The sequence below is a fragment of the Phosphitispora fastidiosa genome, assembly GCF_019008365.1.
GTDB classification, from domain to species: domain Bacteria; phylum Bacillota; class Thermincolia; order Thermincolales; family UBA2595; genus Phosphitispora; species Phosphitispora fastidiosa.
The window spans coordinates 74,818-90,325 of sequence record NZ_JAHHUL010000014.1; the positions used below are offsets into that span (position 1 = coordinate 74,818).

The window sequence follows — 15,508 nt, forward strand, 5'->3', positions numbered from 1 at the left end:
GGAGGAAATATGGAGAATTATTTTGCGGACCTGCACGTCCACATAGGGAGGGCCGGAAACGGCGCTCCCGTTAAAATTACAGCTTCGATGAACCTTACAGTTGCCAACATCCTCAAGGAATGTATGACGCGCAAAGGCATAGATATAGTGGGGATAGTAGATAGTTCTTCACCGGATGTTATGGAGGATTTGACAAAACTGCTCGCATCCGGTGATTTGGTTAAGTTGGAAAACGGCGGGCTGCGGTACAGGGACCGGGTAACCCTGATACCGGGAAGCGAAGTGGAGACAACCGAATGTATTCGGGCTGATGGTCAGGATAAATTCAGAAGCGCTCACTGCCTGTGCTATTTTCCGGGGTTGGATGAGGTAAAGCGGTTTACGGGAGAACTAGCTAAGCCTGGCCGTACCAGGAATATCGGTTTGAGCTCCCAGAAGTGCCGGATGTCGATTGAGGAAGTAGTAGCAACAGTAGAACAAATTGGCGGGATAGTCGTTCCGGCACATGCCTTTACTCCACATAAGGGAATGTATGGCAGTTGTGTGAGCAGCGCTCTGGAGATCATGTCCCCGGAGACCTGGGCTAAGATTCCTGCAGTTGAACTGGGACTGAGTTCTGACTCCAACTATGCCGATATGATTTCTGAACTGTCCGGGAAGAGCTTTATCAGCAATTCGGATGCCCATTCACTGCCCAAAATAGGCCGGGAATACAACATTATCAGGATGCAGCAGCCTGACTACAGTGAGCTTGTGATGGCGCTCAGGCGCGAGAATGGCCGCTGCGTGATGGCAAATTACGGGTTTGACCCCAAATTGGGCAAGTACCACCGGACTTATTGTGAAGATTGTGGTCTGACGGTTAAGGATGAGCCGCCGGTTATGAGCTGTACCGGCTGCGGTTTACCGGTTGACGGGCGCAGGGTGGTTATTGGGGTTTTGGACCGGATTTATGAGATCAGGGATAATACCTCTTCCGCGCCTCCGGAGCACAGGCCCCCGTACTACCACCAGATTCCCCTGGAGAATCTTCCGGGCATAGGTAAAAAGACCCTGGATAAGCTGCTGCAGGCCGCAACTGAGATGCAGATACTGCATCATTACAGTGAGGCGGCCCTGGAAAACCTGGCCGGTAATAAGACAGCTGAGATGATAGTCCTGGCCAGACAGGGGAAACTAACGGTATCGGCCGGCGGCGGGGGTTATTACGGAAGAGTTCATAAATGAAAGTGGTGATACCGGAATGTCAAACAGTGGAGTTTTTCTCACAGTTAATGCATCAGGTGCGGTCAAGGCCGCGGAAGCTAAAAATGTGGTCATGGTTGTTGATGTTATTGATATGTCGACAACCCTGGAAGCAGCCCTGGATGCAGGTGCCTTAAGGGTGTTCGGGGCCAGCCCGGATGCATCAAGAGCTCCGGTGAAGCTGTCACCGGAGACCATCGGTGAAATGGCAGGCAGGGCAGCCCGAGAAGCGGGTACCGGCGTCATAATTATCAGTGAGCCCAGGGTGGGGACAGAAGAGGAACGGCGTGCCAGAGCCGGCAGGACCATTCGGGGTGTACTGAGTACAGGCGCTCTGATAGATGCTGTCTATCCCAATATTGGCGCAGAAACGACCAAACTGGGTGAGTTTTCCGGAAAGGTTGTTGTTGCAGTTACCGATACGGGGGGAGTGGCTTATGATGCCGCTGTTACCGCGGGCGCACCTGCGGTGATAACCGGAACAATTGCCAGGACCATCAAAAAGCGGGGTTCCGAGCCTGCCAGGGCGGCTGCCAAAAGGGCTGTCGCCGCAGCGGAACAGGCCGGAACCGGGATTTCGGTTGTTGCTGCCAGCGCCAATTCCCTGGAAGATATCCTGGCTGCTGAGTATATTATGAGATTAATTATTGAGGAAGGATTTATTGCTCTGGGGAAATAATCTGGGCAAAAAATAACATAGGCATAAAAATGCATTTGCGGCCATAAATTTGGTTATATAGGACAAAAGGAGGCTGCCGGATGCGTTTTTGGGTCAGACAAGTTGCAGTTGAATATTTGGCCAGGAAATGGTATCTGTTTCTTTTTATTACCGTTTTTCTCTTTGCCGGAATTGCCTTTGGGGCTGCTGCCGCCGGGGAAATCAGCACAGATCAGGCTGACCACCTGTCTGCTTATTTTAACAGCTTTCTGGAGCAGGTGACCACTTCTCCGGTTAGTGAGCAGGTGTTTTTCAGAAAGAATATATTCAACAGCGTATATATTATAGCTGCCATGTATATTTTGGGTCTTACAGTCATTGGTATTCCAATGGTGATAGTGGCCGTATTTGCCAAGGGATTTGTGATCGGCTTTACCATCGGGTTTTTGGTCCGGGAAAAGGCAGTAAAGGGTTTTATCTTTGCTTTGATATCAGTGCTGCCCCACAATCTGCTGATTATTCCTGCCGTTATCGTTGGAGGTGTGGCTGCCATGTCTTTTTCTGCGATGTTGATTAGGAGGCGTTTTCAGTCCCGGACGACTGCCGGAATCAGAAGTTACCTTGGTGCCTATACCGGCGTAATGCTGGTACTGTGTGTAGTCGCCGGCGCTGCCGGGCTCCTGGAAACATATGTCACTCCTGTTGTGATCAAATCTGTCGCCGGCTATATAAGATGAAAAAGTATCCCGGATGGCTGAATATAAAGGTGTAGAGTAGGAAAACCTTTGGTTAGAGTATGTGTAAACATTTCTGAACCGGAGGTTTTTAAATTATGACTGGTAATGATGCTTTGTCTGAAGGGATTAAAAACCACATTGATTCACTGGTAAAAATGGCATCTGCTGCGGCGGCGGAGTTCCTTAGGCTTGACCAAAAACAGGTGGATGATATAGTGAAGGCCATGGCCCTGGAAGGTCTGGACAGGCATATGGAACTGGCAAAGCTGGCGGTAGAGGAAACTGGCCGGGGGATCTATGAGGACAAAATAACCAAAAACATGTTTGCCACGGAGTCGGTGTATCACAGTATCAAATACCACCGTACAGTAGGGATTATCCATGAAAATGAGGAGGAGGACTATCTGGAAGTAGCGGAACCGGTTGGGGTAATCGCCGGGATCACTCCGGTAACAAATCCTACCTCAACTACAATGTTTAAAATCCTGATTTCAATAAAAACCCGCAACCCCATTATCTTTGCGTTTCATCCCGGGGCCCAGAAATGCAGCGCTGCCGCTGCTGAGACTATGCTTCGGGCTGCAATTGCCGCCGGGGCTCCGGAGAATTGTATCTCCTGGATAGAACAGCCTTCGCTGGAAGCAACCACCTATCTGATGGCCCACCCCGGTGTGGCTACTATATTGGCTACAGGAGGTTCATCAATGGTGAAGGCGGCTTACAGTATGGGGAAACCCGCCCTGGGAGTCGGACCCGGGAATGTTCCCTGTTATATTGAAAAGAGCGCTGATATTAACAGGGCAGTTACCGACCTGATCCTCAGCAAGACATATGATAATGGCATGATTTGCGCTTCGGAACAGGCGGTGATTATTGACAGTGAAATTGCGCCAGATACAGTGAGCCTAATGCAGCATTACGGCTGCTACTTTTTAAATAATGATGAAATAATGGCTCTGTCTAAGATGGCTACCTGTGCCAACAGGTGCTCCCTGAACCCTGATATTGTTGGCCGATCGGCAGTAGAAATTGCAGAGATGGCAGGTTTTCGGGTTCCGCCTGATACCAAGATACTGGTGGCCCAATTGGAGGGGATTGGCGCTGATTATCCTCTATCAAGAGAAAAACTCAGCCCGGTTCTGGCCTGCTATATTGTCGATGGTTACCGTGACGGGATTAAACAGGCTGCAGATATGGTTGAGTTTGGCGGGATGGGTCATTCGGCCGTTATCCACAGCGCCAATGAGGATGTCATCAGAAACTTTTCCGAAAAAATCAGGGTAGGGCGTATTATCGTAAATGCTCCGGCCACCCATGGAGCTATTGGGGAAATGTATAACACCAATATGCCGTCACTCACCCTGGGCTGCGGCTCCATGGGACATAATTCGACTACCTCCAATGTCAGTGCCGCCAACCTGATTAATGTAAAAAGGGTAGCCCGGAGACGGGTTAAGATGCAGTGGTTTCGTGTGCCTGAGAGGATTTATTTTGAATCGGGGAGTATCCAGTACCTGGCTAAAATGCCCAATGTGCGGAGGGCTGTCATCATATCTGACCCGGCAATGGTTGAACTGGGTTATTTGGATAAGGTCATGTATCATCTTCAGAAAAGAGTTGAACATGTTTATACCGATGTATTTTACGATGTGGAGCCAGACCCGTCTCTGGAAACGGTCAGGAAGGGTTACCGTTTTATGAAGCAGTTTCAGCCTGACACCATTATTGCTCTCGGCGGAGGTTCTGCTATTGATGCAGCAAAGGCCATGTGGCTTTTTTATGAACACCCGGAGGTGGAGTTTGAATTCCTTAAATTAAAGTTTCTGGATATCAGGAAGCGTACTTATAAGTACCCCAAAATGGGCAGAATAGCCAGATTTGTGGCTATTCCCACCACCAGTGGAACAGGTTCCGAGGTCACCGCCTTTGCAGTCATTACAGATAAAGGAGAGGATATAAAATACCCTCTGGCTGATTATGAGCTGACCCCGGATGTGGCGATTATTGATGTTGATTTTGTGATGAGTGTGCCGGCACAGGTAACTGCCGATACCGGTATCGATGTCCTGACACATGCAGTTGAGGCATATGTCTCGGTGATGGCATCAGATTACACCGATGCCCTGGCCCTGAAGGCAATTGAACTGGTATTTGGATATCTGCCCAAAGCCTACCGGGACGGTAAGGATCAGGAGGCCAGGGAAAAAATGCATAATGCCTCATGTATAGCAGGGATGGCTTTCACCAATGCCTTCCTGGGAATCAACCACAGCATGGCCCATAAACTGGGCGGGGAGTTTAATATTCCTCACGGCAGGGCCAATGCAATCCTGCTGCCACATGTAATCAGGTATAATTCCCAGAAACCCAGCAAGTTTGCTTCCTGGCCCAAGTATGAACACTTTATTGCACCGGAAAAGTACCGCCAGATAGCCGCTTACCTGGGACTGCAGGCAGATACACCGGAAAACGGGGTCAACAGCCTGGTGGCAGCTATAAGAAACCTGATGGCAGAGCTTCAGGTGCCCATGAGCATTGCCGAATGCGGGGTTAACGAAAAGGAGTTCCTGCAAAAACTGCCCCTTTTGGCGGAGAAGGCTTTTGAGGATCAGTCAACCATTTCGAACCCGAGGATGCCCCTGATAAAGGAAATTGAGGAAATATACCGGGAGGCCTATCTGCACTAAAGGTGGTATTATGTGTTCTATTTTCCCGCTTCTTGTCATAAAAATATGATAATAGATGCTCCCAATAAAAAAGGAAAAGAAGAGGTGGTACAGGTGCTGGTCGTTTTGAGGCCCCGCACGAAAAGGAAAATTATCGCGGGCTTTCGGGTTTTGGTAACACTGCTTGTTCTGGCGCTGGTGGTTGGCCATTTATACAACATGTACCACGGTAATGAGCTGATCAGGGAAGGATGGCTTAGAGATGATAAACCAAGTGGAAATCCTATGAGGGTGGAGAACCAGGTCAGGGAAACCCAAGAGAATAACCCAACTGTTCTAGACCAGTTTGTTGTTAAAGTTAGAGATTTTTACCACAGGGACCAATGAAAAAAGGATTTCGGTGGTTTATTGTGGAAATAAGAGTAGTCTGGGCTACTCTTATTTTTTCGGATGAATATGATTCGGATAACGTGTAAAGTGAGGTAAAAGGGATGAAAAGCCTGGTTAAAGAATTTATCAATTACCTTGCGGTAGAGCGGGGTCTGGCAGATAATACACTTGATTCATATAACCGGGACTTAAAGCAGTTTATGGCATTTCTGGAGAATGAAAAGGTTGATGATGTACAGCAAGCTACCAGACATGTGATTATGTCTTACATGCTCTTCCTGCAGAAAAGAGGACGGGCTACTGCTACCGTGTCAAGGCATTTGGCAGCGCTGAAGTCATTTTATCATTTCCTGCTGCGGGAGAAGTACATTGAAAAAGACCCGACAGCAAACCTGGAATCACCCAAATTGGAAAAAAAGCTGCCTCGTATCCTAACCGTTAATGAAGTTGAAAACCTGTTGAGTCAGCCCAGAGGGATAGAACCCACCGGGCTGCGCGATAAGGCAATGCTGGAATTGCTCTATGCTACCGGAATACGGGTCAGTGAGTTGATTTCCCTTGACATAAATCACATTAACCTGGAAATGGGGTACATAAGGTGTTTCGGAAAGGGTTCCAAGGAACGGATTGTGCCTGTGGGCAGCCTGGCCCGCAAATGTGTCAGCGAATATTTGCAAAAAGGGAGAGCAAAACTGATTAAAATCAGATCTGAAAAGGCCCTGTTTGTCAATCAGCATGGCAGAAGACTTACCAGACAAGGGTTTTGGAAGATTATCAAAAAGTATGCCAACAAGGCCGGGATTGCCAAAGATATTACCCCACATACCCTGAGACATTCCTTTGCCACCCATCTGCTGGAAAACGGGGCTGACCTGCGTTCTGTGCAGGAGATGCTGGGGCATGCCGATATTACTACAACACAGATTTACACTCACCTTACCAAAGGACGTTTAAGGGAGGTATATACCAAGAGCCACCCGCGGGCTTGATTATTAATTTATGCAGCAGGAGAGGTTAAGATGAGCAATATAAAAGAAATAAGAAACATAACTTTAATTGTAATAGACAGTCTGGGTATCGGTGAACTTCCTGATGCCGATGCATATGGAGACAGAGGGAGCAATACCCTGGTAAATACAGCCAAGGCAGTTGGAGGCCTGCAGATTCCCAATCTGCAGAAATTGGGTTTGGGTAATATTGTGGAAATCTCAGGGGCGCCTCCGGCAGAAGCGCCTCTGGCTTCCTTTGGCAGAATGGCAGAGGTCTCCGCCGGCAAGGATACTACCACCGGTCACTGGGAAATATCAGGCTTGGTCCTGCAAAAGCCGTTTCCGGCATTTCCCGAAGGGTTTCCTGATTTTATTATCAAAGAATTTGAAACCAGGACAGGGCGAAAGACCCTGGGTAATGAGGTGGCCTCCGGGACTGAGATAATGGCCCGCCTGGGTGAACAACATATAAAAACCGGGAGACCGATAGTATATACTTCAGCTGACAGTGTGTTTCAGATTGCAGCCCATGAGGAGATTATCCCCCTGGACGAGCTTTATGAAATGTGCCGGACTGCCAGAGCAATTCTGACAGGAGACTATGCCGTAGGCAGGGTGATTGCGCGGCCTTTTATCGGCAAACCGGGGGAGTTTAAAAGAACCTCCAACAGACATGATTTTTCCCTGGAACCTGTAGGGACGACAATTTTGGACATGCTCAAGGAAAGCGGCAGAGCTGTACAGGCAGTCGGCAAAATTGAGGATATTTTTGCAGGCCGGGGAATTACTGAAGCTGTACACACAACTGATAATATGGATGGAGTCGATAAGACTCTGGAATTTCTGGGAAAGTCGCAGGAAGGGCTTATTTTTACCAATCTGGTGGATTTTGATTCATCTTACGGACATCGGAATGATCCGGAAGGATATGCCCGGGCCCTGGAGGAACTGGATGGCCGATTGCCGGAAATTATAGACTTGATCAGTGAGGAAAAACTCCTCATAATTACCGCAGACCATGGTTGTGACCCGACTACAGAGAGTACTGACCACTCAAGAGAATATGTCCCCCTGCTGGTTTACAGCCCTGTGGGGAAAAAGGGGACTAACCTGGGTGTAAGGCAGAGCTTTGCCGATATAGCTGCAACCATAGCAGAAGTTTTCGGATTGCAGACCAGCCATGGGACAAGCTTTTTGAAAGAAGTGTTATAGTTTGTAATGCCTTGGAGGGAGGAGAAGTATATATGAGTTCAGTGAAGCTTCAGAAAACTGTTGATTTTATCAGGAGGAAAGTGTCAATTCGTCCTCAGGTGGGAGTTATTCTGGGGAGCGGACTGGGCGTTCTGGCTGCCGAGGTGAAAAATCAGCAAAGGCTGCATTATTCAGAACTGCCTCATTTTCCTGTCTCTACAGTGGAGGGACATGAAGGCCAGTTTATTTTCGGTGAACTTTCCGGCAAAAATGTGGCGCTGATGCAGGGACGTTTTCATTTTTATGAGGGGTATGCCATGGAACAGGTTGTGTTTCCGGTAAGGGTGATGCAGAAACTGGGGGTCCGGGTTCTCCTGGTTACCAATGCATCTGGAGGAATCAACCGGGACTTCAGCTCAGGTGACCTGATGCTGATTACCGACCACCTTAACCTGATGGGGACAAATCCTTTGATAGGGCCAAACTATGATGATATCGGGCCCAGGTTTCCGGATATGTCTGAGGCTTACGACAGGGAATTAATCCGAATTGCAGAGGAGGTAGCCCGAAAGAACGGGCTGGCCTGCCGCAAAGGTGTATATGCGGGTCTGACAGGACCCTCTTATGAGACCCCCGCCGAGATCAGGTATCTTAGGACCATTGGCGCTGATGCTGTAGGCATGTCAACAGTGCCTGAGGTCATCGTGGCTAATCATGCCGGAATCAGGGTTCTGGGAATATCGTGTGTTACCAATATGGCAGCAGGAGTCCTGCCGCAAAGGCTTAGCCATGCAGAGGTTATGGAAACGGCTAACAGGGTGCGGGACCAGTTTATCACTCTGGTTAAAGGGGTCCTGGATGAGGTGAACCCTGAATGAGGGTATATGATATAATTCTCAGAAAAAGAAACGGCATGGAGCTGTCTGCCGGAGAAATAAACCAGCTGATTGCCGGTTATATGTCAGGTAGTGTTCCTGACTATCAGATAGCAGCCTTTGTTATGGCTGTTTTTTTTCGGGGCATGTCGGCAAGGGAGACCTCTGACCTGACCATGGCGATTGTGGCTTCAGGTGACCGGGTTGACCTATCTGGAATAAAGGGCAGGAAAGTAGACAAGCACAGTACGGGCGGTGTTGGTGACAAGACAACCCTGGTCCTGGGGCCGCTGGTGGCCGCAGCCGGAGTCCCGGTTGCCAAGATGTCCGGGAGAGGACTCGGACATACCGGAGGGACAATAGATAAACTGGAGTCTATCCCTGGTTTTAATACTTCCCTTGACCGGGAAGTGTTTATTCAAAATGTTAACCGCATTGGAATCAGTATCGGAGGTCAGACTGGGAACCTTGCTCCTGCCGACAAGAAGCTGTATGCTCTAAGGGACGTTACGGCTACGGTTGACAGCATTCCACTCATTGCCAGCAGTGTGATGAGCAAAAAAATAGCTGCCGGGGCAGATGCCATAATCCTGGATGTGAAAACAGGAGACGGCGCCTTTATGAAAACCCTGCCCAGCGCTGTGGACCTGGCAAAGGCTATGGTGGAAATTGGTACACATGTGGGCAGACAGACTACAGCTCTGATTACAGACATGGAACAGCCGTTGGGACAGACGGTGGGTAATGCCCTGGAAGTACGGGAGGCTGTTGAGTGCCTCAGGGGGGAAGGTCCGGCTGACCTTAGGGAGCTCTGCCTGGTTCTGGGCAGCCAGATGGTACACCTGGCTGGGCCGGCAGAATCAGCAGATGAGGCCAGAGGCATGCTGGAAGAAATAATGGATAACGGCCGCGGCCTGGCAAAGCTCAGGGAACTGGTGGTAAACCAGGGCGGGGATGCTTCATTTATTGACGATCTGTCAGTACTTCCTCAGGCAGGTGAAAAAATTGAGCTGACTGCACCTGAGGACGGTTATATCTCGGGAATCAGGGCAGAACAAATAGGCATTGCTGCCATGATGCTCGGCGCCGGCAGGGAGACCAAAGAATCTAAGATTGACCTTGCGGTGGGAATTGAGCTGAAGAAAAAGCGCGGGGAAAGAGTTGCCAGGGGTGAAACTCTGGCAGTTCTCCATGTGAGTAATACAGAAACGGCGAACAGGAGCAGGAATATGGTCCTGGAGGCATTCACTATCAGCAAGGAGCCACCGGCGGCCAGAAAGCTTGTCTGGGGCCAGGTGACTGCAGAAGGAGTCGAACTGTACTAACAGATAGGTTTGTCCGGTGAAAAACTGGTTTGGCGAATAGCGCCTTTGAGAAAGTGCGAATAACCCCCTTAAGAAATTGAAATACTTTAAATGAAATCTTAGAAATGTTTGAATCAGAAATTTCAGTAGTGAATTTCAAGAGGGGGCGGAAAAATGAAACTTAAAAAGTTGTTTTGTCTGGTTACCGTTATCTTGATGCTGATACTCCAGTCTTCTCAGGTTGGCGCTCAGCCGGAATTGGAGACCACAGCCGAGTCAGCTATACTTGTTGACGCTGCTACCGGGAAAATATTATTTGCTAAAGAGCCGGATAAAGAATTACCGCCGGCCAGTGTTACCAAAGTGATGACACTTTTGACGGCATTTGATGCTATTGAAAATGGCAGGGCGAAGTTGACGGATACTGTTCAGGCTAGTGAAAATGCATCACAAATGGGTGGTTCACAGATATATCTGGAGCCGGGTGAAGAGATGTCCCTGAAGACCATGCTGATTGCAATAGCAGTGGGGTCGGCCAATGATTGTTGTGTTGCCGTTGCTGAACATATCGCCGGTTCCCATGAGGCCTTTGTTAAAATGATGAATCAAAAGGCGGCTGAGCTGGGCTGCAAACATACCAACTTTGTCAATGCTTACGGGCTGCCTGCAGAAGGACATTATACATCAGCCGGGGACCTGGCGGTAATGATGCGGGAAGCCATAAAACACCCGTTGTTCCTTGAATTAACTTCAATCAAGAGATATGACCTTAGGGGCGGCGAATTTATCCTTAACAATACCAACAAACTGCTCTGGTGGTATCGGGGAACCCTGGGGGGTAAAACCGGATGGACAAATGAGGCCAAGTACTGCCTGGCATCAATTGCCGAAAGGGATAACCTGAGACTGATTGGTGTGGTTATGGCAACACCTGAACCCAGGAGCCATTTTAGGGAATCCATGAAACTGTATAACTATGGTTTCGCTCAGTTTGAGGCAGTTCCTATTGCGCCTTCCGGACAGGTGATGGGTAAGGTCAGGGTTGGCAAGGGCACTGTTGACTGGCTGAACGCAGCGGCAAAGGGTGAAGTCAGCGCTGTAGTCCCCAAAGGGCAGAAAGAAACAGTAACCCATAAGGTCTTTGTAGACCCGACAGTTATTGCTCCTGTCAGCAAGGGGCAGGCACTGGGCCGGGTAGTCGTCTATGAAGAGGGTAAAGAGGTGCTCAAGGTTGACCTTGTCTCGACCAAAGACATTCCCAGAGGTACGGTGTTCAGGCAAATGTTTAAACTCCTGAAAAATGTTTACTCGTACAGCCAGTAAATCTATAATGGACAAATGTGTCCCCCTCAGGCGAGGGGGATGCTTTATTGTTTAAAGGATATTTATTCACCCAATACTCGACATAACCTTACAATTGTTTCACGGCAGATTTGAAGGAAAAAGAATCCAGCCTGTAGAATTCGTTAGCATGTACAGGAGGGTGGGTGCAATATATGAATATTGAGTCTGTGGCTAACCGGAAAACACTGATTTTAAGGGTGTCCGGAGAACTGGATATGCTGGTTGCAGATGATTTCCGGAGGAAGACAGATGCATTGATGGAAAACCACTGTTCCAGAAACCTGGTGCTGAACCTGGCGGGAGTCAACTTTATTGACAGCTCAGGATTGGGAGCAATTCTGGGGAGGTACAAAAACATCACCATGGGCGGGGGAAAGGTGGCTTTAGTGGGAGCGCCGCCACAGGTAAGGAGAATCCTGGAACTGTCAGGTATTCTGCGTATTACAAGCGAATTTGAAACAGAAAATGATGCCCTGGAGGCAATGTAGGGGGTCTAGAAATGAAGATCAAGAATCAAATTAAATTATCGTTTATGTCCGTACCGGAGAATGTGCCTCTGGCCAGACTGGCAGCTGCTGCTTTTGCTGCACAGCTGGAATTTACCCTGGAAGACCTGGAGGAAATAAAGGTTGTCGTTTCGGAAGCAGTCTCAAACAGTATCATACATGGATATGACAATGACCCCAACAGAATTGTTACTTTATTATGTACTATTTATGATGAAGTGTTGGAATTAATAATTGAGGATGAGGGTAAAGGGATTGCAGATGTATCCAAAGCAATAGAACCTGCTTTTTCGACTGACCCCGAGAGAATGGGACTTGGTTTCACCTTTATGCAGTCATTTATGGACAACCTGGACGTAGAGTCCACTGTCAACAAGGGAACCAGGGTAATTATGTCCAAAAAGCCGCCCGGAAGTGTGGCAGCAGCATCTGAAATAATATCTGAAAAGAATTAAGCGGGGTGGGAAATTTGAATACCCGGTTATCGGAAATGAATCTTCCCCGGTTCCCGCTTCTTTCGGACAAAGAAATAAAAAGCCTGTTAAGAAGGGTTAAGGACGGGGATGAAGAGGCCAGAGAGGTATTGGTGAATTGCAACCTGAAACTGGTTTTCAGCCTGGTACAGCGTTTTAACAACAGGGGACACGAACTGGAGGACCTGTTTCAGATTGGGACAATAGGACTGATAAAGGCTATTGATAAGTTTGATTTGAGTTATAATGTCAAGTTTTCCACATATGCGGTGCCCTTGATTATTGGGGAAATCAGAAGGTTTCTCAGGGATGATAACCCTGTTAAGGTAAGCCGGTCACTAAAGGAGACAGTTCACAGGGTACATAAGGCAAGGGAGGAACTGACTGCAAGTCTGGGCAGGGAGCCCTCCATCCAGGAGGTAACTGAATATACCGGACTCACCGGTGAGGAGATCGTTACAGCGATGGAAGCGGCTCAAACACCAACTTCCATATTTGAGACGGTCTATCAGGATGATGGTGACCCAATCTATGTCATGGATGCCATAGCAGGGGAAACAGAAGAAAGCAGTGGATGGTTTGACAAGATTGCTTTAAAGGATGTCATGCAGAGACTTCCAGATAGAGAAAAATCGGTGCTTTTACTGCGTTTTTTTGAAGACAAGACTCAGTCTCAGGTGGCCGCAATTATGAATATTTCCCAGGTTCAGGTTTCCAGAATAGAGCGGCAGGCTCTGAAAAATATCAGGATAATGTTAGATGAACAGGATAATGGTTGATGCATAGATTTCGTTATTTAGGGGAAAATTCTTATAGGGTTACGTAAAAACATTAAGGAGGATGTCGGCACATGTACGTAAAAGTAGTCGAAGTAATAGGTGAGTCTGAGAGCAGTTGGAAAAGCGCAGTCCAGAATGCAGTAAAGGATGCCTCCAGAAAATTTGACAATATCAGCGGTGTTGAGGTCTACAATCTCACGGCAGATGTTGTTGAAGGGGATCTAGTGGATTTCAAGGCTAATGTGAAAATTGCCTATACAGAATAGCAGCTAAGTTGAAATGACCGTGAACGAATATGGTGAGGCATTGTACTGATTTTCCGCACCTCACCATATTCTACGGTCATCTCCAATTAAAATGCAGCATGGACAGGGGTAGATGTATTCCTGCGGCGGGGCCCCCAATCCGTTACCGAATCCCGGCCTTTCAGAAAGGCCGGGGCTTCGACAGATTGGGGGGACCCCCAGACGTCTCCGCCGGCATCAGCTCCCGCTTCGCGGGTCGCTGGCCGGACGGACGACAGACACCGCCTTTCGGAACACATCTACCCCTGTTTTTTAACATTTTTAATGGCTCAAAAATATTGCAAAATCTCTTATGACGCATAAAATTAAAGTGGATTGGCAGATTATAAGTGTACAGCGATGCAAAGAGATCTTGTGATGGCGCTTATCGGAAAGACGATGGAGGAGTGACGGGAAGTGAAGGGAAGGAAGCAGGACCGGGCGTTGCCCTCTGCACATGAGATGCAGAAACAGATTTACAGCGAGATGGTAGCCCGGACAAAGCCAAAGCCACCATTGGTCAGGAACGTGAGCGGCGCTTTTTTCTTTGGAGGGCTTATCTGTACTCTGGGACAGGCTTTGTTAAATTTCTACCTTTCCATGGGGCTTACCGGGCCGGATGCCGGGGCTGCCGCGTCGGCCACTCTGGTTTTTTTGGCAGCTTTGTTAACCGGCCTGGGAGTATATGATTCCATAGCAAAATATGCGGGTGCCGGAACGATTGTACCAATTACCGGTTTCGCCAACTCAATAGTTGCCCCAGCCCTGGAATTTAAGCGAGAGGGAATGGTTTTTGGAGTGGGCCAGAGGATGTTCACAATCGCCGGACCGGTGCTGGCTTATGGTTTTATCAGCGCATGGATGGTAGGTTTGATAACCTATTTGTTCAAGTAGGGGGCCGGATACATGGCGGCAAAAAAAAAAACCGGAAAGCAGACCATAACTCTGCAAAACCCGCCCTTTTTCCGGGGAAATGCGGCGGTTGCCGGTCCCAAAGAAGGGCAGGGACCGCTGGGGAGAACCTTTGATGTGGTGCTCCCAGATACCTTAAACGGTCAGGCGACCTGGGAAAAAGCTGAACAAAAAATGCTTGCAAAAGCCTGTGAGCTGGCCATCAGCAAAGCAGGTCTGACAGTAGATGAGATAGATTTTATGATGGCCGGAGACCTGCTTAATCAGCTGATTTCAGCCAACTTTACCGCCAGGGACCTGGGAATACCGTTTATTGGCCTGTATGGGGCTTGTTCCACTATGTTTGAAGGAATTGCACTGGCTGGCATGTTTGTAGAGGGAGGATTTGCCGATTATGTACTGGCAGCTGCTTCCAGCCACTATGACACTGCGGAACGCCAGTATAGATATCCGACCGAGATGGGTGTCCAGAGACCCCTGACTTCACAGTGGACGGTGACCGGAGCCGGTGCGGCAGTTATCGGACGTGAGGGAAAGGGGCCGGCCATAACTCATGTCACTATCGGTAAAGTCATTGACCTGGGTATTAAAGATGCCGCAGATATGGGAAGCGCCATGGCGCCTGCTGCAGCAGATACTATAATCCAACACTTTAAAGACACGGGAAGGAGTCCTTCCGATTACGACCTGATTGTGTCCGGTGATCTGGCTGCGATAGGCAGGGCGCTGACCGAACAATTGGTAAAGCAGGCCGGTTATGATATTTCAAAGAATTATACTGACTGCGGTATACTTATCTTTGATCCGGCACAGGACACTCATGCGGGAGGGAGCGGCTGCGGCTGTTCGGCAGTTGTCCTGAACGGATATTTGATGAGAGAGATCATGGCCGGAAAATACAGAAGAGTACTGGGAGTGGGGACGGGAGCGTTGTTAAGCCCCATCAGCAGTTTTCAGGGTGAGTCTATTCCCGGTATCGGACATGCAGTAGTTATAGAATCAACTGCAAGCTTACGGAAATGACCGGGATGGAATATGGTGAGGGGTTATACCGATTTTCAGCGCTGACGCCGGAGAAATATAACCTTGTTCCTGGCGAAGCCACATACTAAACCGCCAATTCGGCCTCCTGCCTCAATGGCGGCTCCGCCATCC

General features: G+C 48.7%; 16 protein-coding genes. All 16 read left to right on the top strand.

Annotated elements, in window-relative coordinates; translation table 11 throughout:
• Window positions 1-9: 9 nt before the first annotated feature.
• The 16 genes from Ga0451573_RS13015 to spoVAD all read left to right on the top strand — a co-directional run bounded on the left by Ga0451573_RS13015 (window position 10) and on the right by spoVAD (window position 15,376).
• Entirely contained in the window at window positions 10-1,227 is a 1,218-nt protein-coding gene (locus Ga0451573_RS13015; protein ID WP_231684562.1) for an endonuclease Q family protein, read from the top strand.
• A gap of 16 nt (window positions 1,228-1,243) precedes the next feature.
• Window positions 1,244-1,924, top strand: coding sequence for a hypothetical protein (locus Ga0451573_RS13020; protein ID WP_231684563.1), 681 nt, complete (start codon window positions 1,244-1,246; stop codon window positions 1,922-1,924).
• An 80-nt stretch (window positions 1,925-2,004) separates the two neighbouring features.
• Window positions 2,005-2,640: a stage II sporulation protein M gene (spoIIM, locus tag Ga0451573_RS13025; protein WP_231684564.1), complete on the top strand. Its 636-nt coding sequence runs from the start codon at window positions 2,005-2,007 to the stop codon at window positions 2,638-2,640.
• Window positions 2,641-2,735: 95 nt separating this feature from the next.
• Window positions 2,736-5,327 (top strand): bifunctional acetaldehyde-CoA/alcohol dehydrogenase, encoded by a 2,592-nt coding sequence (gene adhE / locus Ga0451573_RS13030; RefSeq protein ID WP_269438265.1) that lies wholly within the window; start codon window positions 2,736-2,738, stop codon window positions 5,325-5,327.
• A gap of 12 nt (window positions 5,328-5,339) precedes the next feature.
• Window positions 5,340-5,693 (top strand): hypothetical protein, encoded by a 354-nt coding sequence (locus Ga0451573_RS13035; protein WP_231684565.1) that lies wholly within the window; start codon window positions 5,340-5,342, stop codon window positions 5,691-5,693.
• Window positions 5,694-5,797: 104 nt separating this feature from the next.
• Window positions 5,798-6,685, top strand: a complete 888-nt coding sequence (xerD, locus tag Ga0451573_RS13040) for a site-specific tyrosine recombinase XerD (RefSeq protein ID WP_231684566.1) — start codon at window positions 5,798-5,800, stop codon at window positions 6,683-6,685.
• A 30-nt stretch (window positions 6,686-6,715) separates the two neighbouring features.
• The gene (locus Ga0451573_RS13045) at window positions 6,716-7,897 is read left to right on the top strand and encodes a phosphopentomutase (protein ID WP_269438266.1); all 1,182 of its coding nucleotides are present in this window, start codon (window positions 6,716-6,718) and stop codon (window positions 7,895-7,897) included.
• A 32-nt stretch (window positions 7,898-7,929) separates the two neighbouring features.
• A complete protein-coding gene (locus tag Ga0451573_RS13050; RefSeq protein ID WP_231684567.1) occupies window positions 7,930-8,754 on the top strand; it encodes a purine-nucleoside phosphorylase in 825 nt (274 codons plus the stop codon).
• Window positions 8,751-10,076 (top strand): pyrimidine-nucleoside phosphorylase, encoded by a 1,326-nt coding sequence (locus Ga0451573_RS13055; protein ID WP_231684568.1) that lies wholly within the window; start codon window positions 8,751-8,753, stop codon window positions 10,074-10,076. Before Ga0451573_RS13050 ends, Ga0451573_RS13055 begins: the two co-directional genes overlap by 4 nt.
• A gap of 153 nt (window positions 10,077-10,229) precedes the next feature.
• Complete coding sequence (locus tag Ga0451573_RS13060) at window positions 10,230-11,378, top strand: D-alanyl-D-alanine carboxypeptidase family protein (protein ID WP_231684569.1); 1,149 nt, start codon at window positions 10,230-10,232, stop codon at window positions 11,376-11,378.
• Window positions 11,379-11,551: 173 nt separating this feature from the next.
• Window positions 11,552-11,887: an STAS domain-containing protein gene (locus Ga0451573_RS13065; RefSeq protein ID WP_231684570.1), complete on the top strand. Its 336-nt coding sequence runs from the start codon at window positions 11,552-11,554 to the stop codon at window positions 11,885-11,887.
• A gap of 11 nt (window positions 11,888-11,898) precedes the next feature.
• Window positions 11,899-12,360, top strand: a complete 462-nt coding sequence (gene spoIIAB / locus Ga0451573_RS13070) for an anti-sigma F factor (RefSeq protein WP_231684571.1) — start codon at window positions 11,899-11,901, stop codon at window positions 12,358-12,360.
• A 35-nt stretch (window positions 12,361-12,395) separates the two neighbouring features.
• A complete protein-coding gene (gene sigF, locus Ga0451573_RS13075; RefSeq protein WP_435052290.1) occupies window positions 12,396-13,157 on the top strand; it encodes an RNA polymerase sporulation sigma factor SigF in 762 nt (253 codons plus the stop codon).
• 71 nt (window positions 13,158-13,228) lie between these two features.
• On the top strand, window positions 13,229-13,423 hold the full coding sequence (locus tag Ga0451573_RS13080; protein WP_231684573.1) for a dodecin family protein: 195 nt from the start codon (window positions 13,229-13,231) through the stop codon (window positions 13,421-13,423).
• A 480-nt stretch (window positions 13,424-13,903) separates the two neighbouring features.
• Window positions 13,904-14,335: a stage V sporulation protein AC gene (gene spoVAC / locus Ga0451573_RS13085; RefSeq protein WP_231684604.1), complete on the top strand. Its 432-nt coding sequence runs from the start codon at window positions 13,904-13,906 to the stop codon at window positions 14,333-14,335.
• Window positions 14,336-14,347: 12 nt separating this feature from the next.
• The gene (gene spoVAD / locus Ga0451573_RS13090; RefSeq protein ID WP_231684574.1) at window positions 14,348-15,376 is read left to right on the top strand and encodes a stage V sporulation protein AD; all 1,029 of its coding nucleotides are present in this window, start codon (window positions 14,348-14,350) and stop codon (window positions 15,374-15,376) included.
• Window positions 15,377-15,508: the final 132 nt, after the last annotated feature.